This window comes from Rhizobium sp. GW821-FHT14E12 (genome assembly GCF_058803745.1).
This window is the reverse complement of sequence record NZ_JBXAPH010000002.1, coordinates 404,582-426,381: the sequence shown is the minus strand read 5'-3', so window position 1 is coordinate 426,381 and position 21,800 is coordinate 404,582. Positions and strand designations below refer to the sequence as shown.

At 58.8% G+C, this 21,800-nt stretch carries 23 protein-coding genes; 9 read left to right on the top strand and 14 right to left on the bottom strand.

Annotated elements, in window-relative coordinates; translation table 11 throughout:
• Nucleotides 1-216 precede the first annotated feature (216 nt).
• Nucleotides 217-594 (top strand): hypothetical protein, encoded by a 378-nt coding sequence (locus AC1RO0_RS10165; protein ID WP_498592767.1) that lies wholly within the window; start codon nucleotides 217-219, stop codon nucleotides 592-594.
• Nucleotides 595-728: 134 nt separating this feature from the next.
• Here the strand turns inward: AC1RO0_RS10165 and AC1RO0_RS10160 are convergent, their stop codons facing one another.
• From AC1RO0_RS10160 to AC1RO0_RS10110, 11 genes are all read right to left on the bottom strand, one after another.
• Nucleotides 729-1,016, bottom strand: coding sequence for a hypothetical protein (locus AC1RO0_RS10160; RefSeq protein ID WP_007698176.1), 288 nt, complete (start codon nucleotides 1,014-1,016; stop codon nucleotides 729-731).
• Nucleotides 1,017-1,245: 229 nt separating this feature from the next.
• The gene (locus AC1RO0_RS10155) at nucleotides 1,246-1,683 is read right to left on the bottom strand and encodes a YqaA family protein (protein WP_498592766.1); all 438 of its coding nucleotides are present in this window, start codon (nucleotides 1,681-1,683) and stop codon (nucleotides 1,246-1,248) included.
• A 232-nt stretch (nucleotides 1,684-1,915) separates the two neighbouring features.
• Complete coding sequence (locus tag AC1RO0_RS10150; protein WP_498592765.1) at nucleotides 1,916-2,587, bottom strand: DUF4405 domain-containing protein; 672 nt, start codon at nucleotides 2,585-2,587, stop codon at nucleotides 1,916-1,918.
• Nucleotides 2,588-2,603: 16 nt separating this feature from the next.
• Complete coding sequence (locus AC1RO0_RS10145; protein WP_498592764.1) at nucleotides 2,604-3,089, bottom strand: cytochrome P460 family protein; 486 nt, start codon at nucleotides 3,087-3,089, stop codon at nucleotides 2,604-2,606.
• A gap of 52 nt (nucleotides 3,090-3,141) precedes the next feature.
• Nucleotides 3,142-3,612 carry a (R)-mandelonitrile lyase gene (locus AC1RO0_RS10140; protein ID WP_498592763.1) on the bottom strand — a complete coding sequence of 157 codons (471 nt, stop codon included), beginning with the start codon at nucleotides 3,610-3,612 and terminating at the stop codon, nucleotides 3,142-3,144.
• A gap of 46 nt (nucleotides 3,613-3,658) precedes the next feature.
• Nucleotides 3,659-4,675 carry an alpha/beta hydrolase gene (locus AC1RO0_RS10135; protein ID WP_498593363.1) on the bottom strand — a complete coding sequence of 339 codons (1,017 nt, stop codon included), beginning with the start codon at nucleotides 4,673-4,675 and terminating at the stop codon, nucleotides 3,659-3,661.
• Nucleotides 4,676-4,940: 265 nt separating this feature from the next.
• On the bottom strand, nucleotides 4,941-5,405 hold the full coding sequence (locus tag AC1RO0_RS10130) for a nuclear transport factor 2 family protein (protein WP_498592762.1): 465 nt from the start codon (nucleotides 5,403-5,405) through the stop codon (nucleotides 4,941-4,943).
• A gap of 94 nt (nucleotides 5,406-5,499) precedes the next feature.
• Nucleotides 5,500-6,273, bottom strand: coding sequence for an SDR family oxidoreductase (locus tag AC1RO0_RS10125; RefSeq protein ID WP_498592761.1), 774 nt, complete (start codon nucleotides 6,271-6,273; stop codon nucleotides 5,500-5,502).
• A 12-nt stretch (nucleotides 6,274-6,285) separates the two neighbouring features.
• The gene (locus AC1RO0_RS10120) at nucleotides 6,286-7,221 is read right to left on the bottom strand and encodes an alpha/beta hydrolase (protein WP_498592760.1); all 936 of its coding nucleotides are present in this window, start codon (nucleotides 7,219-7,221) and stop codon (nucleotides 6,286-6,288) included.
• Nucleotides 7,222-7,342: 121 nt separating this feature from the next.
• Nucleotides 7,343-8,332, bottom strand: a complete 990-nt coding sequence (locus tag AC1RO0_RS10115) for an aldo/keto reductase (RefSeq protein WP_498592759.1) — start codon at nucleotides 8,330-8,332, stop codon at nucleotides 7,343-7,345.
• Between the two features lie 48 nt (nucleotides 8,333-8,380).
• A complete protein-coding gene (locus tag AC1RO0_RS10110; protein ID WP_498592758.1) occupies nucleotides 8,381-9,934 on the bottom strand; it encodes an MFS transporter in 1,554 nt (517 codons plus the stop codon).
• A gap of 126 nt (nucleotides 9,935-10,060) precedes the next feature.
• Between AC1RO0_RS10110 and AC1RO0_RS10105 the strand changes: the two genes are divergently transcribed.
• A complete protein-coding gene (locus tag AC1RO0_RS10105) occupies nucleotides 10,061-10,954 on the top strand; it encodes a LysR family transcriptional regulator (protein ID WP_498592757.1) in 894 nt (297 codons plus the stop codon).
• 25 nt (nucleotides 10,955-10,979) lie between these two features.
• Here AC1RO0_RS10105 and AC1RO0_RS10100 read toward each other — a convergent pair whose 3' ends face one another.
• Entirely contained in the window at nucleotides 10,980-11,582 is a 603-nt protein-coding gene (locus AC1RO0_RS10100; RefSeq protein ID WP_498592756.1) for a dimethylsulfoniopropionate lyase, read from the bottom strand.
• A gap of 48 nt (nucleotides 11,583-11,630) precedes the next feature.
• The gene (locus AC1RO0_RS10095; protein WP_498592755.1) at nucleotides 11,631-13,667 is read right to left on the bottom strand and encodes an oxidoreductase; all 2,037 of its coding nucleotides are present in this window, start codon (nucleotides 13,665-13,667) and stop codon (nucleotides 11,631-11,633) included.
• A 146-nt stretch (nucleotides 13,668-13,813) separates the two neighbouring features.
• Here AC1RO0_RS10095 and AC1RO0_RS10090 point away from each other — a divergent pair, with 146 nt between their 5' ends.
• The 5 genes from AC1RO0_RS10090 to AC1RO0_RS10070 all read left to right on the top strand — a co-directional run bounded on the left by AC1RO0_RS10090 (nucleotide 13,814) and on the right by AC1RO0_RS10070 (nucleotide 18,368).
• Nucleotides 13,814-14,443 carry a TetR/AcrR family transcriptional regulator gene (locus AC1RO0_RS10090; protein WP_498592754.1) on the top strand — a complete coding sequence of 210 codons (630 nt, stop codon included), beginning with the start codon at nucleotides 13,814-13,816 and terminating at the stop codon, nucleotides 14,441-14,443.
• Between the two features lie 13 nt (nucleotides 14,444-14,456).
• Complete coding sequence (locus tag AC1RO0_RS10085) at nucleotides 14,457-15,251, top strand: pyrroline-5-carboxylate reductase family protein (RefSeq protein ID WP_498592753.1); 795 nt, start codon at nucleotides 14,457-14,459, stop codon at nucleotides 15,249-15,251.
• Between the two features lie 68 nt (nucleotides 15,252-15,319).
• Entirely contained in the window at nucleotides 15,320-16,321 is a 1,002-nt protein-coding gene (locus AC1RO0_RS10080; protein WP_498592752.1) for an ABC transporter substrate-binding protein, read from the top strand.
• Between the two features lie 99 nt (nucleotides 16,322-16,420).
• Entirely contained in the window at nucleotides 16,421-17,308 is an 888-nt protein-coding gene (locus AC1RO0_RS10075) for an ABC transporter permease (RefSeq protein WP_047457882.1), read from the top strand.
• The gene (locus tag AC1RO0_RS10070; protein WP_498592751.1) at nucleotides 17,301-18,368 is read left to right on the top strand and encodes a quaternary amine ABC transporter ATP-binding protein; all 1,068 of its coding nucleotides are present in this window, start codon (nucleotides 17,301-17,303) and stop codon (nucleotides 18,366-18,368) included. Before AC1RO0_RS10075 ends, AC1RO0_RS10070 begins: the two co-directional genes overlap by 8 nt.
• Before the next feature lie 106 nt (nucleotides 18,369-18,474).
• On the opposite strand, the gene AC1RO0_RS10065 is transcribed toward AC1RO0_RS10070, so the two are convergent.
• Nucleotides 18,475-19,362, bottom strand: coding sequence for a LysR substrate-binding domain-containing protein (locus AC1RO0_RS10065; protein ID WP_498592750.1), 888 nt, complete (start codon nucleotides 19,360-19,362; stop codon nucleotides 18,475-18,477).
• A 109-nt stretch (nucleotides 19,363-19,471) separates the two neighbouring features.
• Between AC1RO0_RS10065 and AC1RO0_RS10060 the strand changes: the two genes are divergently transcribed.
• Complete coding sequence (locus AC1RO0_RS10060; protein WP_498592749.1) at nucleotides 19,472-20,725, top strand: aromatic ring-hydroxylating oxygenase subunit alpha; 1,254 nt, start codon at nucleotides 19,472-19,474, stop codon at nucleotides 20,723-20,725.
• On the top strand, nucleotides 20,715-21,800 hold the full coding sequence (locus AC1RO0_RS10055) for an FAD-binding oxidoreductase (protein ID WP_498592748.1): 1,086 nt from the start codon (nucleotides 20,715-20,717) through the stop codon (nucleotides 21,798-21,800). The genes AC1RO0_RS10060 and AC1RO0_RS10055 overlap by 11 nt, the downstream gene beginning before the upstream one ends.

Below are 21,800 nucleotides of genomic sequence, written 5' to 3'. Positions count from 1 at the left end.
GTCAGGTAGATCATTCCTTGGAACGAATCCGGGCCGCCGCGCGTCCGATGTGTAACGTGAATGCGTCGGCAATTTCAACCACCGGCCGTACTATCCAAAGGCAAACGTCGAGCAACACAGCCTCCTCGTGCGATGTCAAAGCGTTCACGCCGGATGGCCAAGGCCAGGTGAATGGCCTAGATACATCGCTGAAATCGGATGGAATAATCGGGGAGTATGGAAATATATAGTCGAATTATCATCCTGATCGCAGCGACCTTGCTTGGCAGTTCCGCCTTGGCGCGGGACCGACAGATCACTGACCTGAAGATCGCCGCCTTTCATTCCGAAGCACCCAATCGGTGCCGCAAGTCCGATGTTGCCTTAACCGCCGCGAAGGCCCAGGAGTTCTTCAAACGCGCAAAACAGATCGACGCCAAAATCCTGCACGACGATTATGACCTTGCGCCCTGTTACCTGGAAGGAACGTTAAGATGGCGTGGGGAACTGTGTGACTGGAAGATACGGGCAGGTGCCACAGGCCATGTTCAATGCAGCAAGCATGAAATCTACTTCGCTTGCGAGGCCTGCGGCGATCTGTTCGACCAAAAATAACGGTTATTGTTCCACGCGGTTCGGCGTCCGGGCGCAAGTTCAGCTCCGTGGGAACCCTTCCGTGGGATGACCCGAAATTACGGGAATGCCTCGGAGACCATTAAAGACGCAGATCGGCGGATGCGTTCTTCGCTCTACTTGTTCTTCAGAAGCCAGATCTTGCCAGCCATGGTTATGGCGTAAGCGTCCTTTCCAGCATCATCGTCGACGTGGAGACGTTCAAGAAAGCCGGGCTCCCGCAATTCTTCCAATGTCTTATCGCTTATGAATTTGATTTTCTGCGGCCGTTCTTTCCAACGGTCGGTTTTTGCGTAGGTCACGGTAGCGTTCTGGTGCGTCCACTTCTTCGCCGACTGCGGATAAAGGTCTCCTTGCTGCGCAAGTTTCAGTCCTGCGATCTGTGACGGTGTTAGTTCAATCATTGGCGCGAAAAATCTCCATCGCTGTTGCTATTGAGCGCACTTAACACAAAAGACGGTCGAGTGTTTCGCAAAAACACTTGTCGCGGGAGAATCTCTGCCAAGTGTGGCATGGCCGTTTTCAAGGGAGGGGTTGGAAATAGAATGTACCAAGTTACATAAGGTTTATTATGGAACCAAAACCCATATCCGATATGCCGCGTTACCGCGACCAGACCATATTCCCAGAACACTAAACCAGGCTCGTGGTCACCGCAGCGAGCACAACATATCGTCCAACCTTCGCGACGGTCACCAGCAACAAAAATGTCGGCAGCGGCTCGCGCAGGACACCGGCGGCAACCGTGATCGGATCACCAACGATCGGCAGCCAACTTGCCAGCAGCGACCATCGTCCATAGCGTCGATACCATGTCTGCGCCCGGTCCATCGCCTGTTCGCCAACAGGAAACCATCGCCGCGAGCGGAAGCGTTCCATGCCGCGACCAAATATCCAGTTGAGCAGTGAGCCGAGGACATTGCCGACGCTGGCAACCGCCACCAGCACCGGAGCCGCATATTCTCCCGTCAGGAGCAAGCCGACCAAGGCAGCCTCGGACTGCATCGGCAGAATGGTGGCTGCAGCAAAGGCTGCCATGAATAATCCGAAATAGATAGCAAGTTCAGCCATCGGTCAAAGATGCGCAATGATGGTGTTGAGCTCGTTGGTCCAACGAAGTCGATCTTTCGGAAACATACCGATAGCTTTCTCTATACGACGACCACGGCAGTCTCGATCCAACACATGCTCGATGGGACGATATCATAGTGGCGACAGACAAGGCCGAGCAAGTGCTTGCGTGACAATTAACAAGCTTTGAGATTGTCCCCCTTGCAAGGAGTGGCCAATCGGCGATGACCGATCAGCGCTTTCTCATCCGCAGCCACTTCATCGCATAGTAGGTCAGGACTATGTAGAGGCCTACGATCGCGATGCAATGGATGAAGAAGCCCGCCACGGACTCCTCGAAATTCCACCAGTCCAATGTCACCTGCATTGCGAGCTTGGTGCCGAGGCCCAGCGCGAACGAACTCCAGACTCCATGAATGGCGACGACAATGGCGATCGCCCGAAGCACAAGGCTTCGCGCCGCGCTCGGTTTGGAGATGCCGAACAGATTGCGTGCCACGCCCATGATCATCGGCCAACGCAGGCCCAGATGGACTGCAACGATGACCAGAGCCCAGTAAGCGGCAAGCGTATGAATCTGACGAACCGTGAAGCCGCCATAGGGTGACATGATGCCTGACAAGATGTTGGAGATCAGCACGCTGGTCACCAGCAGCACCAGCATGGCGACGAGCAGCAGCGCGGTGATCACGATATTGATCAGGCCCCTCGCCTCGCGCCCTCCTCTGGAGATCGTGCCGTACCAGCGCCTGTTGAAGACGTTGTGCACGATCACCAGCAGAAACATGGCTGTGCCGACGATCTCATGGACGGTGTTGCCGAGCCACCAATAGGAAAGGCCGATCAGCAGCAGACCAGCGGCGATGAAATCGAACGCCAGCCGTAGGAGAAATACGGAGCTCAAGGCATTGGCCCTCAACCTATTCGACCGGCGTGCCGTTGAATCTTGGAATGCGATAACCGGTATAAAGGTAATCGCTGTCCGCTTGCCCTTGATGGCAGGATTGGCAGCGGGCGGTATTCTCGCTCATGTTGATCGTCTTGTCGGGCCAGAACCACTGGAATTGCCAGTCGCCGGTGCGGCGGCGCTCGTCATAGTCGGCGCCCCAGCCACTGCCCTTTTCCATGACGAAATATCGGTAGAGCTTGCCATCCCGATGGTCGACGAGCACGAAATAGGTGCCGCTCGGGATCGGCTGTCCCTTTTTGACGGCTTCCATCGCCTCGGGTGTGGTCATGATGTGCTCGGTCACATTGCCGCGCCGGACGGTCGTATAGTGCACCAGCTGGTCGAGGTTTTCGGGGAATTTCACGCGATTGGTTTCCGCGTCCGCCTGCCATCCGACAAGCAAAACAACGCCGGCGATCATGGCGGTCATAAGAAAGCGGCTTATAAACATCTTCATGAGGAACCTCGGTCAAGCTTATGAAATAAATTGGAAAATGTACCGATCATGCCTAGCGGCGGTATTGCTCGTCCGAAACCTGCTCCATCCAGTCCACAGATTTGCCATCCAGCGCTTCAGCAATCGCGATATGGGTCATGCCGGTGATGGCGGTGGCGCCATGCCAATGCTTAGCACCCGGCGGAATCCAGACGACGTCGCCGGGTCTGATTTCCTGGATGGGATCACCCCAATGTTGGACTAGGCCGACCCCAGCCGTGACGATCAACGTCTGGCCAAGCGGGTGCGAGTGCCAGGCGCTGCGCGCACCCGGCTCGAACGTCACGATCCCGCCGCCAATCCGCGCCGGTGCCTCTCTCTGAAACCGGGAATCGACACGCACGGAGCCGGTGAAATTGTCGGCGGGTCCCGAGGTGGAGGGTTGCGAGCCGACGCGTGTCACGACGACCGCCCGCTCGGGCTCGCCCAAAGCCGCCGAAACAAGGAGGGATAGCGAGAAGATAGTCAGCACAATTGCCTTCATTCGAATTCCTTTGTCCCAGCGCAAAAACGCAGACACCAACTCGGGGTCAGTCGAGGTTCTTCTCGTCGAGGAACTTCGACACCTGATCCGCGATCTCGACGTTGTTCAGGTCCGAAAAGGGAAAGTGCGTATTGCCCCTGATGCCGATCTCCGGCAGGTGCACGACGGTCACATCGCCGCCATGCTTGTTGACCGCATCCCGCCATAGCCGGGCCATCTGAAGTCGAGCACGCCAGCTATCCTGCGCCGGCAGATCCACCGGATGGTCGGGAATATTGTCGCCGTAGAAGACGAGGATCGGGATCCGCGTCAGCGCCATGAACTGCTCCATCGGGACCGTCGCGCCTTGAACGGTATCAAAAGCGCTCGGGATCGGAGCGGGCACCTCGCCCTCGGGGAAAACGAAGCTGCTGCCGGGCTCGAACGAGACGATCGCCTTGACGTTCTGGTTCTTGATGGCCGCGAGCCAGCCGGGGCCGCCGCCTTGCGAATGGGTAAAGAGAATGCCGGGACCGATCCGGTTGAAGAGCGCTGAGACACCGTCGGACGTCACGTTCATGTCGAACGGCCCGGTATTGGGCGTCATCGACCGGAAGAACTGGTTGAGCGTTTCCGGGCTGCGGTCGAACTGGACGCCCTCAAAATAATTCGGCCAGAGGCCGACGCGGAACTGGTTGAACCAGAGCTGCTCGTCCGGCGTCGGCTTGATTGTCGTCTCGACCATGCTGCGGCCTGCGTCGCCCCGACGCGGCTGGTCAATCAGATAGGTGGAAAAATGCCGGCGCAGAAAGATGGTCTGGAAGCCCTCGCGACCATCGGCCGTTGTCTCCCATGTCTTGGAGAACTGGCCGGCACCATGCCACATGACGATCGGAAACTTCCGCGGATTAACGGGAACCTGATAAAAGGCGTAGAGGTGATCGCCGTGATAGGTCTGTCCCGCAGGCTCGAGCGGCTTTCTCGGATCGAAAGTGCCGGGCGCCGTTGCAACACTCCCCCCGACCGCAAAGCTGCCCTGCTCCTGAATGACCAGAGGCTCGGGCTTGCTCGCCTGTTGAGCCATTGCCACAGGCGATATCAGGATGCCGGCTGACACCAATAAGGGTGCGAATAGATACTTCCAGGCGCTCAAAGTCGGGTCCTTCTATCAAATCAAGACGACCCCAACGCTAAACGTAATGTCACTTTTTGATTAGACAGCTAAGTCTGATAGGCTCTAGAAGCTGAGCTAATCAATCCATCGACCAATCATTTTCAGAAGCACGAACATGGGTGCGAATCGCACCCATGTTCACTTGAAGAGACCTGATCAACTCGGCAGTTGTGGCCTAAGACTGACCCATCACCTGCTGATCGCGCCACGTAAAATATGACGTCCGTTTTGAGATCAGCCATTGGCTGCCCTGACGGACATACTCGTCGTTGTAATACACGCCATTGGTATGTCTGGTCCTTTTGCCGTCCACCGTATTGACGAGGACAACGAGGCAGTAATGAACCGCCGTCGCGCGGTCTCCATCCAGTTCGGCGGTATGTTGTCCATTTATGTGATAGGAGGTCTCGAAGTTGGCCATGAAGCCCGAAAAAGTATCCTCGATTTCCTTGCGTCCTTTGAGCGACGCAAAAAGCTGTCCTTCGAAATACGTGTCGACGACCGCGTCTTCGGTGAACAACAGAGCCTGAGTGGCCAAGTCCTTCTGATCTGCAAGGTTCGAGAATGCGTCGACGAGAGCCTTGAGGGCTGCCTTGTCTTCGAGTGTCTGGATTCGTTGTTCTAAACTGTCGTGTTGCACGATTTTCTCCTGGCATTGTTCGATGAAAAATTAGAGAGGTCGATTGTATTAGGTGGCGTGAGCAGCCGGTTGCGAGCAGGATCCGCCACCTGTCTCATTGAAGGAACGAACGCGCCCTGGCGTTATCCAGGACCTCGGCGACCAGCGTTGGCTCTTGAGCGAGTGGCATGTTGGCGACGTCATGCACTGCATCGAGGGCGCCGACTTCGTCCGCGTCCACCGCATTAAAGAGCCGATCGAAATCATCCGATGCCGGGCCGGTCTCGGCAACGAGCTCGAATGTCTTGCGTAGCGCCTGTTCCGATGTGAGGCTGCGGACCAGTACCTCCGCGAGCTGGCGCCGTGCAATCACGCCGTCGCGCGGGGTGCCGGATTGCCGCTTATCCCCCTGCAGCAACACGAGCCGGAGTTGGTTGGCGTCGTTGTAGTCGAACCAGCCGGGACGCACGATCGTGTAGGGCAAGCCGCTTGCGCGAACCAACCGCTCGGCGCGCCGTTTCCAATCATGCGCCCCTCTACGATCGGTCACGCCGATGGAGGTCATCAACGCAATACGGACCCGTCGGTCTCCCAATGCGGCCAGAATGTTGCGAACCCCACCATAATCGATGGCTTCGGCTGCGGATGCACCGCCGTGTGAGCCATGGGTGAACACGATCGCGTCGACACCATCCACGGCGGCCAGGAGCGTCTGAGGCTGCGTCAGGTCGCCGACGACAACCTCCGCCTCCGACGGAAAAGAAAGCTTTCCGCGACTGCGCACCAGAGCGCGGACGCCGTGTCCCTCGCGCAAGGCTTCCTCGACGACGTATCGGCCAATGCTTCCGGTCGCGCCGACAACCAGAATTTTGATCTGCGACTTACTCATGGCGTTTCCTCGTTATGGCTGATTGCTATTTTTCATGTGACGTTCCCAGAACCGGATGGCAGCCACGATCCATCCTTCGGCGCTGGTGCCGATGCCTGGTCCGAAGCCATGACCAAGACCCTTGTATTTATGATATTCGACCTCGGTGCCGGCTTGGCGCAGGGCCGCAATGCGCCTTTCCATGAGGGATGGAGGTGCAATTCCGTCTTGCTCGCCAACCACAACAAAAGTGGGAGGCTCCGTTGACGAATGGTCCGAATGGCCGGTGTAAGCCGTCACGACCGCTGATGGCCTGGGAAGATCGTCGCCACCGAAGGCCGCGACGCCATGCGAGCCGATCGCCGCCGCCATCCTTGCCCCGGCCGAACTGCCCCACAGGGAGTAGTCCCTGGTGTTGACACCGAAAGCACCGGCGTTCCTGAAGATGTAGGAGATGGCCGCCGCAAGATCTTCGGTTGCGACCCGGCCGCCATATCCGGCCCGATATCTCAGGACAAAGGCATTGTATCCACGGCTGCTGATCTCCTGGGCATAGGGAAAGCCCTCGTGAACCGAACCAACATAGGCATACCCACCGCCGGGAGAGACAACAGCGAAGGGTGCCCCTGGTTTGCCGCGAAAGAAAAACAAGCCGGCGTTCTCTTTGCTCGGATCTTCCCGTTTCTGCGCCTCAGTGTAAAAACCGTAGAATACCGTTTCGCCCTTGTTCACGTCATCAATCATGCGATTGAGCGCGGCGACGACATTCACCGGATCCACATGACTGTGATAGGGCAGAAGCGAGCCGATATTGCTGAGGCGCATCGTCTCGTCATAGGCACGACCATCCCACGGCAACAGTAATCGACCGAAGCCCGCCAATGCCGGATTGCCCAGCATGTCGGCTATCCGGCTGTCAGGGCGCAAATGCGCGGATACTCTTTCGTTTGAGTGACGCTCCAGACGCATCGTAGCGTCTCCATCGGATTGCGCTCGGTCGCTTGCGCCAGCTTCCACGGAAGCTGACGCAAGCAACATCGACAGGGCCATGCAGGCAAAGTGCAGACCGGAGGTGCCCATTTGCCAGCCTTTACCGCCCAGTCATCTTCAGCGCGGCCTCGGGAAGACGCTCGCCCTGAACTTCGATCTTCGACACCGCCGTGTTGATTTCGGCGAGATCGTCCGCGCTCAGTTCGAGATCGACCGCTCCAAGGTTCTCCTCAAGGCGATGCAGCTTGGTGGTGCCGGGGATCGGCACAATCCAGGGCTTTTGGGCGAGCAGCCAGGCGAGCGCGACCTGAGCCGGCGTTGCCCCCTTGCGCTCACCGACGGCCTTGATGAGATCGACCAGAGCGAAGTTCGCCTTGCGGGCCTCGGGTGAGAAGCGGGGCACATTGTTGCGGAAATCGCTCGGATCGAACTTCGTGTTCTCGTCAATCTTGCCGGTCAGGAAGCCGGCGCCCAGCGGGCTGAATGGCACGAAGCCGATGCCGAGCTCCTCAAGCACCGGCAAAAGCTCTACCTCAGGCCCCCGCCAGAACAGCGAATACTCGCTCTGGACCGCCGTGATGGGCTGGACGGCATGGGCACGGCGGATCGTCTGAACACCTGCTTCGGAAAGACCGAAATGCTTGATCTTGCCCTCGGAAATCAGATCCTTGACGGCGCCAGCCACATCCTCGATCGGCACTTCCGGGTCGACACGATGCTGGTACAGGAGATCGATACGATCGGTCCGCAGGCGCTTGAGGCAGGCATCGACAGCAGCCTTGATATGCTCCGGTCGACTGTTCGTGCCCCCGCGGCGCTCGCCGGTTTTCAGGTCGACATCGAAGCCGAATTTGGTGGCGATAACCACCTTGTCGCGGATCGGCGCGAGCGCTTCACCAAGGAGCTCCTCATTGATGAAGGGACCATAGGATTCGGCCGTATCGAAGAGCGTCACCCCGCGATCATGGGCGGCCCGGATAAGCTTGATCATTTCGGCCCTGTCGGCCGGTGGTCCATAGAGAGCGCTCATGCTCATGCAGCCAAGGCCGAGCGCTGAAACGTCTAGATTACCGATCTGTTTCTTTTTCATTGTCGTTCTCCTTGATGTCTGAAGGTGTCAGTTGGACGAGCGGGACGGTTATTCCTGAGTGACGGCCGGGATGATCTCCGCTTCCAGGGCGGTTACCGGGCTTGTCCGGGGTCGCATGATCAGCGTGACCACGAGCAACAAAGCAAGGACGAGCATTGCCGCAGCAGCAGTCATCGCGTTTTCAACTCTGTGCGTGAGCAGCTCAGAACCGCTAAGCGCGCCTGAATCTAAAGCCGAGGCGGCAACCAGCACACCGAGGCCGAGGGAACTGCCGATCTGATGGGCAACGTTGACGAGACCGGAGGCAGCACCTGCGTCTTCGACCGCGACGCCGGCTATGCCGAGAGCTGTGAGTGGGCCTAGAGCCCCACCCTGACCCATGCCGATCAACAGCATCGGGACGACGAGGCCACCGATATAAGTCGTGTCGACGGTGACTTGGGCAAGCCAGAACATACCGCACAGGCCGATGGCGATGCTGATTGCGAGTGCGCGCGCGTTTCCGATCCGTTGGATCAGCCTGGGAGCGGTCATGGCGGTCACGAAGTTGACGATCATTGCCGGGAGGAACGCGACGCCCGTCAGCGCGGGACCGAACTTACTCACCCCTTGCATGAACTGGGTCGAAAAGAAGAAGAACCCCATATTCGCGCCGAGAAAGAGAAAACGCACGGCATAAGCGCCGGAGCGTTCGCGACTGGCGAAGAGCCGCAGCGGCATGATCGGCTGCTTTGCCCGCCATTCCGTCAACACGAAGATCGCAAGTGATCCGGCGCCGACTGCAAGCACCTGGATGGTCAGGGTGTCAGTCCAGCCATCAGTCGCCGACCGGACAATGCCAAAAACAAGCGCACTCATGCCAATGGTCGATGTCAGCGCGCCGGCAATGTCGAACTTGCCCGACCGCAGCTCGGTCTCGGCAACATATCGCCGGGCTGCCAGGATCAAGGCGAGCCCAATCGGCAGGTTGATGAAAAACCCGACACGCCAGGAAAGCCAGTCGGCCAGGATGCCACCCACGACGAGCCCTATGCTGGCGGATACACCTGCGGCTGAGGCGTAATAGGCAACCGCGCGTGTCCGCTTCGGCCCGGCGGGAAAGTTGGTCTGAAGCAAAGCGAGCGTCGACGGCGCCAGAATGGCAGAACCGATACCCTGAACCGCACGGGCGGCAATCAGCCAGGAGGGCGATGGCGCCAGGCCGATCGTAACGGAAGCGAGCGCGAACACGACAAGGCCGGTTACGAACATGCGCCGACGGCCGAGAATGTCACCGGCGCGTGCGCCTAGCAAAAGGAAACCGCCAAATGTCAGCGTGTAGGCGTTCGATACCCACGACAGGCTTGCATCCGAAAAACCGAGTTCCTGATGAATTTTTGGAAGGCCGGTAATCACAATCGACGTATCGAGCACGATCATGACGTAACTTACGAGAATGATCGCCAGAATCGCCGTCTGGTTGACAGGGATGGAGGATTGTTTGGGCGCGGCCGTGGCTGGGCGTCTTCCGTCCGTTAGAGAGGAAGCGATATCAACGGCGGGCGTCGAACCCTCGCCAGAGCCTTCAGCGAACAATTGCGCGCCGCTTCTTTCGATTTCCATGTCCTGAGCACCTTGCTCCGCAACACCATCTATTTCGTCATTTTGCGGATTGGCCTGAATTTAACGTGTCTGGCGCCATGCGATTAGATGTTATAATCTGCATGTTCCTATAAGATGGGCTAATCAATGCCGCATGAAAACTTCAACGACCTCGCTGCTTTCGCCACCGTCGCGAAGGAGCGCAGCTTCACAAAGGCGGCAGCAAAGTTAGGGATCTCCCAATCCGCCCTGAGCCAGACGATCCGAGCCCTGGAGGAACGGCTTGGGTTCCGCCTGCTCACCCGCACAACGCGCAGCGTGGCTCCAACCGACGCCGGTGAACGCCTGCTGCAAACCGTCGCGCCGAGGTTCGAGGAAATAGAAGCCGAACTGGCGGCGTTAAGTGCGTTGCGCGAGAAGCCAGCCGGCACGATACGCATCACTGCTGGCGAGCACCCGGCCATCTCCGTGCTTCAACCCGCTCTCAAGCGCTTCCTGCCGAACTATCCCGACATCAACGTCGAGATCATCGTCGACTACGGCCTGACCGACATTGTCGCCGAGGGCTTTGATGCCGGCGTCCGCATGGGCGAGCAGGTGGCAAAGGACATGATCGCGGTGCGTATTGGCCCTGAGATGCGGATGGCAGTCGTCGGATCACCGGCCTATTTCGAGAAGCGACCTGCCCCGCAAACGCCGCAGGACCTGACCGCGCATAGCTGCATCAATATGCGGCTTCCGACCTATGGCGGGCTCTTTCCCTGGGGTCTCGAGAAGGATGGACGAGAGGTGAAGGTGCGAGGCGAAGGGCAGCTCGTGTTCAACAATCTCGGCATGAGACTGCATTCGGCTCTGGACGGGCTGGGGGTGGCCTACATGCCGGAAGATCAGGTGCTCCCCTACGTTGCCGAGGGGCGGCTTATCCGGGTTCTTGAGGACTGGTGCCCCTACTTCCCCGGCTATCACCTCTACTATCCGAGCCGAAGGCACTCTTCACCCGCCCTCACCCTGCTCGTCGACATCCTCCGCTATCGTGGGTAGCCGACGCAAACAGGGTTCTAGCCAATCAGTCCAACTCCCCGGCCAACAGCGCCCAGAAGGCGAGGAACGGTGTCTCGACCGATCTCATGGCGTGTTTGATTCCGGGCTCATTGTAAAACGACCCGCCGATGCCGGGAGAAAACCAGTCCCCCTCCCCTTGCCGAAACTCTCCCTTGGACAGGACGAGGTAGACTTCCTCGGGCGCGTGATCATGGTCCGGATAACGCACATGGGGCATCATCAAGGTGACGCCAATCCACAGGTCGCTTCGTTCCTCCAGTCCGCCGGGACCGATAATCATTGCATTGGCATGGCCATCGGCAAAATTTGCACTCTCCGTGCCGTCACACCTGGTCCGCAGGCGCCATTCAAGGTTCGGCTCGATCCCCTTGAAACCTTCGACCAACCGTTGAAGCAAGGGCTCTGACGTATCGATGGAAAGCGCCTCGTCAAGGTTCTTGCAGACAGGAAGACGGCACCCAGGCCCACCCCGTCCGGGGCCTGAGTGCTCGAGCAGCGTAAAGATCTGGCGGATGGAACGGCGGGCCTCCGGTGCCTTGGCGAATTGGTCGAACGCCGCAGATACCGCATCCATGAAAAATTGCATGTCCTCGCTACGTTCGATCATGTCGTTGCCTCCAGAAACGTGGATCGACGAACCGGCCCACCCGCACCATCAGATGTCTTTTGCGATACGCAGGCCGTCGTAGATGGCCGCGTGGGTGTTTCGCGCGGCGACAGCATCGCCGATGCGGAACAGCTGGAACTTTCCATCGTCATTCCGAACCACGGACTGAGGTTGACCGTTCAGAAGCTCCTCATGCGAGATTTCGCCGAGGTTGCTCGACAGCGGCTTCAGCTCGAAATAGAGCTCATCCAGCGGGATGGTCCCGTGATTGATGACGATCTGGTCGAAGCTTCGTTGCTTGGAAACCCCGCCGTAATCGCTGCCGACATGGGCCACCAGCTGGTTGCCGCTCTTCTCCACCGCGTCCAGCCGGTAGGTGACGGTGAAGGTCACATCCTGCTTCTGCAGGGAACGCATGTACGGCACAAGGTTCATTGCCATGACTTCCGGAGCAAAGGAGCGGTCCGGCGTCATGATCTCGACCTTGGCGCCGGCCTTGGCGAGGAACTCCGCGGCCTGAAGGCCGGCATGATCGCCGGCGTCGTCGAAGACCAGGACATTGCTGCCCGGCTTGACGTCGCCCGAGATGATGTCCCAGGAGGAAACGACGAATTCGTTGCCCTTCGACAGTACCTCGGTATGCGGCAGGCCGCCGGTGGCGACGATGACGACATCGGGATTTTCAGCCGCGATGGTTTCGGCGTCCGCCCAAGTGTTGAAGCGAAAGACGACGCCATGCTTCTCGCACTGGCTCATACGCCACTCGATGATGCTGATCATTTCTCGGCGGCGCTCGCTCTGCGCCGTCAGCCGGATCTGCCCGCCCGCATTGTTGGCAGCCTCGAACACGACGACCACATGGCCGCGCTCGGCGGCAACACGAGCGGCCTCCAGACCGGCCGGACCGGCACCGACGATCACAACCTTCTTCCGAACATCGGCCTTGGCAACGACATGCGGCATGGTTTCTTCGCGGCCCGTCGCCGCATTATGGATACAAAACGCCAGTCCGCCCTGGTAGATGCGGTCGAGACAGTAGTTGGCGCCGACGCAGGGGCGAATATCGTCTTCGCGCTTCTCCATGATCTTTCGGATGATATGCGGGTCCGTCATATGGGCGCGGGTCATGCCGACCATGTCGACCTTGCCTGCGGCGATGGCGTGGCGGGCCGTTGCCACATCCTGGATCTTGGCGGCATGGAAAGTCGGGAAATTCGTCGCCGCACGGATTTCACCGGCAAAATCGAGGTGCGGAGCGCTGGCCATGCCCTGGATCGGAATGACGTCGGTCAGGCCTGGGTCGGTATCGATATGGCCGCGAATGACGTTCAGGTAGTCGATCAGGCCGCTTTCCTTCAGGCGCTTCGAGATTTCGATTCCTTCGGCCTTGTCCGTTCCGCCGGGAAGACATTCGTCGGCGGTGTAGCGAACGCCGAGAATGAAATCGTCCCCTACCCGTTTTCGCATCGCCGCGAATACGTCGAGACAGAAGCGCATACGGTTTTCAAGCGAGCCGCCGTAAGGACCCTCAAGCTCGTTGGTGACCGGAGACATGAACTGATCGATCAGGTGGCCATAGGCTTCCAGTTCCACACCGTCCATGCCGCCCGCCTTCATCCGCTCCGCCGCATCGGCAAAGTCCTTGATGATGCGCTCGATGTCCCAATCCTCCAATTTCTTCGGAAAGGCGCGATGAGCTGCCTCGCGATGATGGGAGGGCGCCAGAACGGGGAGCCAGTCGCCCTTGTCCCAGCGCGTGCGCCGGCCAAGATGCGTGAGCTGGATCATGATCGCGGCACCCTGTTCGTGCACGGCATCCGTCATTTCCCTGACCCAGGGAACGATCTCGTCCTTGTAGGCAAGCAGGTTGTTGAAAACAGGTGGGCTGTCGCGCGAAACCGCGGCCGATCCCGCCGTCATCGTCAGCGCCACGCCGCCCTTTGCCCGCTCGACAGTATACGCGCGATAGCGCCCCTTCGGCATGCCGTCCTCCGGATAGGCCGGCTCGTGGGAGGTCACGATAATACGGTTCCGCAGGGTCAGATGCTTGAGTTTGTAGGGCAGAAGGAGGGGGTCGTTCGACATGGGTCGTGCTCCGGATTTAAAACGTCGGCATCGACGCTAAGTGCAATGTACACATGTGTCAACAATGAAAACAGACAAGTCGCTCTTGTGGACACTTATGTACATTTACATTGTGCGACGCCCTGCAATTTGTTAGGAGGTAACCTATGGATCAGACTTTGAATGACACCGGTTGGCGAGGATCGCAGGAAGGGTGGCTCGAGGCCGCCTATCTCTCCCTGCTCGATTCCGGCGTGGATTCGGTGAAGATTCTCCCGCTCGCGAAAAGGCTCAATCTGTCACGGACGAGCTTCTACTGGTTCTTCAAGGATCGCGAGGAACTGTTAGCCGCGCTCGTTACGCGATGGCGCGACAAGAATACCGGCGGCATTGTCAGGCAGACGGAGGCTTATGCGGAATCGCTGGCCGAGGCGATGCTCAACGTCTTCGATTGCTGGCTCAACAACGAGCTGTTCGACTCAAAGTTCGAATTTGCGGTTCGCAGCTGGGCACTGCAATCCGACGAAATCCTTGAACAGGTTCGAGAGGCCGATCAGACGCGCCTCGAAGCCCTGAAGCGCATGTTCATCCGCTTCGGCAACTCCGAGATCAATGCGGATGTGAGGGCGCGGACGACCTATCTGGTGCAGATCGGCTATATCTCCATGCAGACGCAGGAGGACCTCGCCGTCCGCATGAAGCGGATCCACGAATATATCGCGATTTTCACTGGTCAGGAGCCGCAGCAAAGGGAGCTCGATCGCTTCTTTTCCCGGCACGGCTACAAGCCTGACTAGGAGGAGCGCGGATATGGACGGCTCCTTGAGAATTGGCATTGTCGGTGGCGGCGGCTGGCTCGGTGGAGCCATTGCCGGTGCACTCCTTGATGCCGGCTTGATCAAGCCGCACAGGCTCTCGCTGTCCTATCGCAAGGAGCAGCCGCAACGTTTTGCAAATGCTGTCTGGACGACCGACAATCAGGCACTTGCCGACCGATCGGATGTGATCATTCTCTCCGTCCGGCCGGCAGACTGGAATGGCCTGGCCGTCGACGCCCGAGGCAAACTCGTTATCTCCGTTATGGCGGGGATCCGCCTAGGTGCTCTGTCCGACCGGCACAATACGGGCCGCGTGATCCGCTCCCTCCCCAACGCCGGCGCAGAAGTCGGCAAATCCTACACGCCCTGGATCGCCGCAAGCGCGGTCAACGAAAAGGATCGCGCTATCGTTCGAACCATCTTCGACGCATGCGGGTCGCAGGATGAGGTGACAAGCGAGACGGATATCGATTACCTCACCGGGCTTTCCGGGTCCGGACCAGCATTTCCCGCCTTGCTGGCATCCGCGATGATGCGTGACGCGATTGCCTATGGGCTCTCCGAAGAGATCGCCCAGCGGGCGGTTACGACGGTGCTGGCGGGTGCCGGGCGCCTGATCGAGCACCGAGAGGACTGTCCCGACGACATTGTTAAGGCCTTTCTCGACTACCGCGGCACCACCGCGGCGGCCATTGAAGGCATGCGTGCCGCAGGCTTCGACGCTTCCGTCGCGAACGGGCTATCAGCCGCATTCAAGAAATCGGTAAGTATGGGAGACGCTTCCTGACAACCGGTGGGTGGGTGTTCTGCGGCGCCCCACTCAGTTCTGAAGGCCGCACAATAAAGGGAACGAGAATGAAAACATTACTTGCCTCCACATGCTTGATGTTTGGCCTGCTCGCAGGAACCTCCTTTGCCAGCGCCGCCGAATGCGGCAGCGTCACCATCGCCAGCATGAACTGGCAGAGCGCCGAGGTCCTTTCCAATCTCGACAAGATCATCCTGAACGAAGGTTACGGCTGCCAGGCTGAAATCACTGTCGGCGACACGGTCCCGACAATCACCTCCATGGCGGAAAAAGGTCAGCCGGACATTGCGCCGGAAGCATGGGTCGACCTGCTTCCAGACGTTGTGAAAAAGGGAACGGAAGAGGGCAAGATCGTTGCGGTTGGCTCCCCGTTGCCGGATGGCGGCAACCAGGGCTGGTGGATCCCGAAGTACCTTGCGGACGCCCATCCTGATATCAAGACCATTCCTGACCTCCTGAAGCATCCGGAGCTCTTCCCGGATCCCGAAGATCCGTCAAAGGGCGCCATCTTCAACGGCCCGCAGGGCTGGGGCGGCACTGTCGTCACCTCGCAGCTCTATAAAGCCTTCGGCGCGGAAAAAGCCGGCTTTACGCTGGTAGACACGGGATCGGCAGCCGGTCTCGATGGCTCCATTGCCAAGGCTTATGAAAGCAAGAAGGCATGGGTAGGCTACTATTGGGCGCCAACCGCTTTGCTCGGCAAATATCCCATGGTGAAATTGGAAGCAGGCGTTCCGGCCGACGCCGCGGAGTGGAAGCGCTGCAACACGGTTGCGGATTGCCCGGATCCGAAGCCGAATGCATGGCCGATCGACAAGATCGTGACCCTCACGGCCAAGCCCTTTTCCGAAAAGGCCGGCCCCGACGTCATGGACTATCTCGCCAAGCGCTCCTGGAGCAACGAAACCGTCAACAAGCTGATGGCCTGGATGACCGACAATCAGGCAAGCGGCGAAGACGGCGCCAAGCACTTCCTGAAGGAAAACAAGGACGTCTGGACGAAGTGGGTTTCGCCGGAAGCAGCCAAGAAGATCGAAGCTGCCCTGTAAGCGTCTATCCTGCGGTGCGCGAAAGCGCACCGCCTCTCAACAGCCGACAAAATCAAAAAGACTTGAGCCACGGCTTCTTGCACAAAGAAGGGGAACCGAATGGAATGGTTTTATAAATTTCCTCACATGGACGATGACGCGCTGCGGAACCTGAAGAAGGCGATAGACGATGGCTTTCGCGGCTTTACCCGCGCTTATGGCGATACGATCGAAGGCCTGTTCTCGCCGTTGCAACGCTTTCTGATTGCCGCCGATCGCTTCATGACACAAACGCCGTGGCCAATCATCACTCTGATCATTCTTGTGATCGCCTGGTTTGCGACCCGCAGCCTGAAGATCGTTTTCGGCTGTCTCGTCATTCTGCTGCTGATCGGCTATTTCGACATGTGGGACGACACCATGCGGACGGTCTCGATGATCTTCGTCTGCACCATCCTGTCGATCGCCATCGGCATTCCGATCGGGATCCTGATGGCGCGCTCCAACACGGTTCAAAGGATCATCAACCCGATCCTCGATGTGATGCAGACCATGCCGAGTTTCGTTTACCTGATCCCGGTCGTCATGCTGCTCGGGATCGGTAAGGTGCCGGGCCTGATCGCCGTGGTCATCTATGCCATCCCGCCCATGATCAGATTGACCGACCTCGGCATCCGTCTCGTCGACAAGGACGTACTGGAAGCAGCGGACGCGTTTGGAACCTCGAACGCACAAAAACTCTTCAAGGTTCAGCTTCCACTTGCCTTGCCCACGATCATGGCCGGCATTAACCAGACCATCATGATGGCCCTTGCCATGGTTGTCGTCGCCTCGATGATCGGTGTGCAGGGCCTCGGCCAGCCTGTCCTGAAGGCGATTGCCAACCAATACTTCACCTTGGGAATGTTCAACGGCCTTGCCATCGTCGGCATCGCCGTCATCTTCGACCGGGTCAGCCAGGCGTATGGCAAGCGGCTCCAGAAGCATCGGGAGATCGTCCATGGCTGATCAACATTTCGGTGGGATCAAGATCCGCCATCTCTACAAGATTTTCGGTCCCAACCCGATGGCTCATGTCGATGCCGTTCAGAAAGGGCTGACGAAAGCCGAGCTGAACGAAAACCATGGACATGTGCTCGGCCTGAGAGACATCAATATCGAGATCTCGTCGGGCTGCATCCAGGTCATCATGGGTCTCTCCGGCTCGGGAAAATCGACCCTCATTCGACACATCAATCGACTGATCGACCCGACCGCCGGCGAGGTGCTGGTTGACGGCGTGGATGTCGTCACGATGAACGAAGCCGAGCTGCGCACCTTTCGCCGCCATCAGACGGCGATGGTCTTCCAGAAGTTTGCCCTGCTGCCGCATCGCAACGTCCTCGACAACACGATGTTCGGTCTCGAAGTTCAGGGTATCGATCGGTCGAAGGCCCGCGAGGTCGCCATGCGATGGCTGGAACGGGTTGGATTGAGAGGCTTCGAGCAGAAATATCCCAACCAGCTTTCCGGCGGCATGCAGCAGCGTGTCGGCCTGGCCCGCGCCCTTTCCAACGACGCGCCGGCCCTGCTGATGGACGAGGCCTTCTCGGCGCTCGATCCGCTGATCCGCATGGACATGCAGACGGTTCTCCTCGACATCCAGAAGGAGATCAGGAAAACCATCGTCTTCATTACCCATGACTTGGATGAAGCGCTTCGCCTGGGCGACCAGATCGCCATCCTGCGCGATGGCGAAATCATCCAGCAGGGCACCAGCCAGGACATCGTCCTGCACCCAGCGGACGAATACGTCGCCAACTTCGTCAAGGAGGTCAATCGCGGCCGGGTGGTCCACGTCGAGGCCGTCATGAGGCCCATGCGGGCTGGCATGGCTTCGACTGGAGCCAGGATTGCCGCGGGGTCAACCGTTGAAGAAGCCATGCGACTGCTGGCGGCGGCGCCGGATGGCGATGTCGTGGTGACCTCGACTGCGGGAGAGGCATTAGGATTGGTCAATTTGCGTGAACTCGCCGGTGCCATGGTCAATTCGCACACCTCCGCTCCTCCGGCGGTCGCGGCGCAATGAACCAGCCGTGATCGTAAGATGTGGCCTGATAGGCATCAGGACACATCTTACGTGAGTTATCCGAGCACGCCAGACTTTACCCACTGGGAGCCTGATTGCTCGCCGTTTACCCGTGCAATGCAGCAGTAAGCCAGGCCGCGGCGCGATCGCGGGCAAGCGTACGCCTTCCCTTCAGCGGCAGCAGAACATTGTAACGGCCCTCCGCCGCAAATTCTGTTTCATCAAGCGGCACGAGTGTCCCATCATTCAGGAATGTGCGAACCAGGACTCCCCAGCCAAGCGCGACCCCTTGTCCCGCGCGTGCCGCGGCGATCGCCTCCGTATAGTGATTGAAGCGAAGTGACGGCTTGATGTCGAAGACCGTTCCTCTTTCTCCAAGCCACCGTCCCCAGGAAACCCACGACCGATCGGGAACCTCCGTCTCGATGAACTCGTCCGATGGCGACAGCGGACCCGCCACACGGTTTTTCAGATAGTCCGGAGAGCAGACAGGCATGATGATGTCGCCTTGAGAGGCAATGACCGTCCCATCGCTGAAGGGCGGCAGACCATAGCGAATGACGATATCGATCTCACCGCCGTCGAGGTCGATCCGGTCATCCTGCGAGACGACGCGCACCTGAACACCGGGATTGAGGCGGCGAAAGTCGGCAAGTCGTGGAAGCAGCCAGAATGACGAAAACGCCACGGTCGCTCCTATGGTTACGACATCCTGGGCGGACAATTTGATCGCTTCGATGCTCTCGGCGATGTTCGCGAAACTCTGAGCCAACGTCGCCCCCAGCGTAAGACATGCCGCCGTTGGCTCGATCGCGCGATGCTTGCGCAGGAACAATGATTGACCAAGTTCCTCCTCCAGCGTCGCGATCTGCCGGCTCACGGCGGCCTGCGTGACGCCGAGTTCGCCCGCGGCCAGGGTGAAGCTTTTCCTTCGAAGGACGGCCTCCAAGGTGAGCAAGGCCGTCAGCGATGGAAGCCGTCTCCGGAAATGCATCTTGGATGCCTTTCGCATTACATCAAGTTATGTCAAGGCAATATTAAATGCCGTTGAAGAGCGTGAACTGCAAGGGCAATCTGCAAATACTCACGCATAAGAGGCAATCATGTTAAACAGGCTTCCTTCTTCCATTTCGGCGCTCCTCGCCGCCCGCGCCGACGGGCATTCATTGCCGGCGGGTCTTTACACGCGCGAAGACGTCTTCGAGGCGGACCTGGACGTCTTCTTTCATCAGCACTGGATCTGCGTCGGCGTCGACTGTGACGTGCCGGAACCGGGTGACGCCACCGTCATCGATATCGGCAAGACGAGCCTCATCCTTCTGCGGGACGATGACGGAGACATCCGGGTTCTGCACAATGTCTGTCGCCATCGCGGGTCCCGTCTGCTTAATCCGGGCAAGACGATCGTCTCGAAACTCGTGTGCCCGTACCACACCTGGACCTACGAACTGACGGGAGAGCTCAGCTATGCGCCGCATATGGGCAAGGATTTCGACAAGGACTGTCACAGCCTGAAATCCGTCACTTTCCGGTCGATCGGCGGGCTCATCTATGTCTGTCTTTCAGACAATCCGCCCGAAGACATTGCTCTCCTTGAGCAGACGATGACCGAGCGCCTCGCCCCTTATGATATCCGCAACGCAAAAGTCGCCTATCAGACCGATGTCATCGAGGACGGCAACTGGAAGCTCACGATGGAAAACAATCGTGAATGCTACCATTGCTCGGCAAATCATCCGGAGCTTTGTGTCTCCTTCGTCGATCTCGACTTTGGCTTCGATCCCGAGACCCTGAGCCTTGAGGATCGCGAACAGGCGGAGGAGCATTCCAGGCTCTATGAAGAGCGTACAAAGGCATGGGAGGCAGACGGCTATCCCTCGACCGCCGTCGAGCAACTCGGCGACTGCGCCACGAACTTCAGGACCCAACGCCTGATTATTGCTGGAGCCGGCGAATCCCAGACGCACGATGCCACGGCCGCATCCTCGATACTGCTGGGCCACATGACCCGCAAGGACCTCGGCGACACGCATCTCTGGGGCCATAATAGCTGGAACCATTTCATGGGCGACCATGCCGTGGTGGCGACCGTCATCCCACTCTCCGCTGGCAAAACGCTGGTCAGAACCAAGTGGCTCGTACACAAGGACGCCGTCGAAGGGATGGACTACGATCTCGACAAACTGACGGACGTATGGATCGCAACCACGGATCAGGACGCCGACCTCGTTGCGCGTTCCCATGCCGGCACCCTCGACCCTGCCTATCAGCCGGGGCCTTATTCGCGGTTTTCGGAGACCAATCTCGATAAGTTCGCCATTTGGTACATCGATCGGATGCGCGCCCATGGATACTAGGAGCCCGCAGATTCCAGCCCCGACCACTGCCCTTCGCGACATCTGGAATCCGGACGAAGACGACGCCCTCTTGTGCCTCGACGTCCAGACAGAGACGCACGACGTCAAGACGTTCACCTTCGCGTCCCGCGACGGGAAGCGGTTCGCATTCAAGGCGGGCCAATATTTCCTGTTTGATCTCGAACACAATGAAGATGCTGAAAGCAGATGTTACAGCATCTCCTCCTCACCGCACCGAACCAATGCGTTTTCCGTAACGGTCAAACGCGTTCCCGGCGGCAGAATTTCCAATTGGCTGCATGACACGCTCATCCCGGGAGCAACGATCAGGGCGAACGGCCCGCTTGGCCATTTCGTCCGGCCGCCGGGCCGCAAACTTCTCCTGCTCTCCGGCGGCTCCGGCATTACGCCGGTGATGTCGATGGTGCGCGATCTCGCTGACAGTTGCGATCCCGCTGATGTCGTCTTCATGCATGCTGCCCGGACGCCGCAGGACCTGATCTTCCGCGATGAGTTGACTTGCATCGCGCGAAAGCTGAAAGGCCTTCGCCTGCACTTTCTTCCCGAGAGCGTCGTGGGTGAACCGTCCTGGTCAGGTCTGACCGGCCGCATTTCGACCGACTACGTGCGGCTTGCGGTTCCCGATATTGCTGATCGAACCGTTATGTGCTGCGGCCCTGCCCCGTTCATGGCGACGGCTCGCAGCGTCGCCACCGAACTCGGCGTCGCTGGCGCGAATTATCTTGAGGAAAGTTTCGATGCCGCGACTATCGACGATTCGGCAACTCCAGCCGTTCAGGAGACCGCGACAAAGACCTATCAGGTCACATTTTCGAAACAATCCCGCAGCATCGGGGTGGCCGGCGAACAGACCGTACTCTCATGTGCAAAGAAGGCTGGGATCAGAATACCGTCGTCATGCGCGAACGGCGTTTGCGGCACCTGCAAGTCGAAACTCGCCTCTGGTACCGTTGATATGAGCCACAATGGCGGAATACGTCAGCGGGAAATCGACGCGGGTTTCTTCCTCCCCTGCTGCTCCAGGCCGCTCAGCGACCTCGTCATCGAACGTTGA

Bases quoted from the DNA above. Each gene is read 5' to 3' on its own strand.
- AC1RO0_RS10165 (WP_498592767.1), top strand. From the start codon at position 217: ATGGAAATATATAGTCGAATTATCATCCTGATCGCAGCGACCTTGCTT.
- AC1RO0_RS10160 (WP_007698176.1), bottom strand. From the start codon at position 1,016: ATGATTGAACTAACACCGTCACAGATCGCAGGACTGAAACTTGCGCAG.
- AC1RO0_RS10155 (WP_498592766.1), bottom strand. From the start codon at position 1,683: ATGGCTGAACTTGCTATCTATTTCGGATTATTCATGGCAGCCTTTGCT.
- AC1RO0_RS10145 (WP_498592764.1), bottom strand. From the start codon at position 3,089: ATGAAGATGTTTATAAGCCGCTTTCTTATGACCGCCATGATCGCCGGC.
- AC1RO0_RS10140 (WP_498592763.1), bottom strand. From the start codon at position 3,612: ATGAAGGCAATTGTGCTGACTATCTTCTCGCTATCCCTCCTTGTTTCG.
- AC1RO0_RS10135 (WP_498593363.1), bottom strand. From the start codon at position 4,675: ATGGCTCAACAGGCGAGCAAGCCCGAGCCTCTGGTCATTCAGGAGCAG.
- AC1RO0_RS10125 (WP_498592761.1), bottom strand. From the start codon at position 6,273: ATGAGTAAGTCGCAGATCAAAATTCTGGTTGTCGGCGCGACCGGAAGC.
- AC1RO0_RS10120 (WP_498592760.1), bottom strand. From the start codon at position 7,221: ATGCGTCTGGAGCGTCACTCAAACGAAAGAGTATCCGCGCATTTGCGC.
- AC1RO0_RS10115 (WP_498592759.1), bottom strand. From the start codon at position 8,332: ATGAAAAAGAAACAGATCGGTAATCTAGACGTTTCAGCGCTCGGCCTT.
- AC1RO0_RS10110 (WP_498592758.1), bottom strand. From the start codon at position 9,934: ATGGAAATCGAAAGAAGCGGCGCGCAATTGTTCGCTGAAGGCTCTGGC.
- AC1RO0_RS10105 (WP_498592757.1), top strand. From the start codon at position 10,061: ATGCCGCATGAAAACTTCAACGACCTCGCTGCTTTCGCCACCGTCGCG.
- AC1RO0_RS10100 (WP_498592756.1), bottom strand. From the start codon at position 11,582: ATGATCGAACGTAGCGAGGACATGCAATTTTTCATGGATGCGGTATCT.
- AC1RO0_RS10095 (WP_498592755.1), bottom strand. From the start codon at position 13,667: ATGTCGAACGACCCCCTCCTTCTGCCCTACAAACTCAAGCATCTGACC.
- AC1RO0_RS10090 (WP_498592754.1), top strand. From the start codon at position 13,814: ATGGATCAGACTTTGAATGACACCGGTTGGCGAGGATCGCAGGAAGGG.
- AC1RO0_RS10085 (WP_498592753.1), top strand. From the start codon at position 14,457: ATGGACGGCTCCTTGAGAATTGGCATTGTCGGTGGCGGCGGCTGGCTC.
- AC1RO0_RS10080 (WP_498592752.1), top strand. From the start codon at position 15,320: ATGAAAACATTACTTGCCTCCACATGCTTGATGTTTGGCCTGCTCGCA.
- AC1RO0_RS10075 (WP_047457882.1), top strand. From the start codon at position 16,421: ATGGAATGGTTTTATAAATTTCCTCACATGGACGATGACGCGCTGCGG.
- AC1RO0_RS10070 (WP_498592751.1), top strand. From the start codon at position 17,301: ATGGCTGATCAACATTTCGGTGGGATCAAGATCCGCCATCTCTACAAG.
- AC1RO0_RS10065 (WP_498592750.1), bottom strand. From the start codon at position 19,362: ATGCATTTCCGGAGACGGCTTCCATCGCTGACGGCCTTGCTCACCTTG.
- AC1RO0_RS10060 (WP_498592749.1), top strand. From the start codon at position 19,472: ATGTTAAACAGGCTTCCTTCTTCCATTTCGGCGCTCCTCGCCGCCCGC.
- AC1RO0_RS10055 (WP_498592748.1), top strand. From the start codon at position 20,715: ATGGATACTAGGAGCCCGCAGATTCCAGCCCCGACCACTGCCCTTCGC.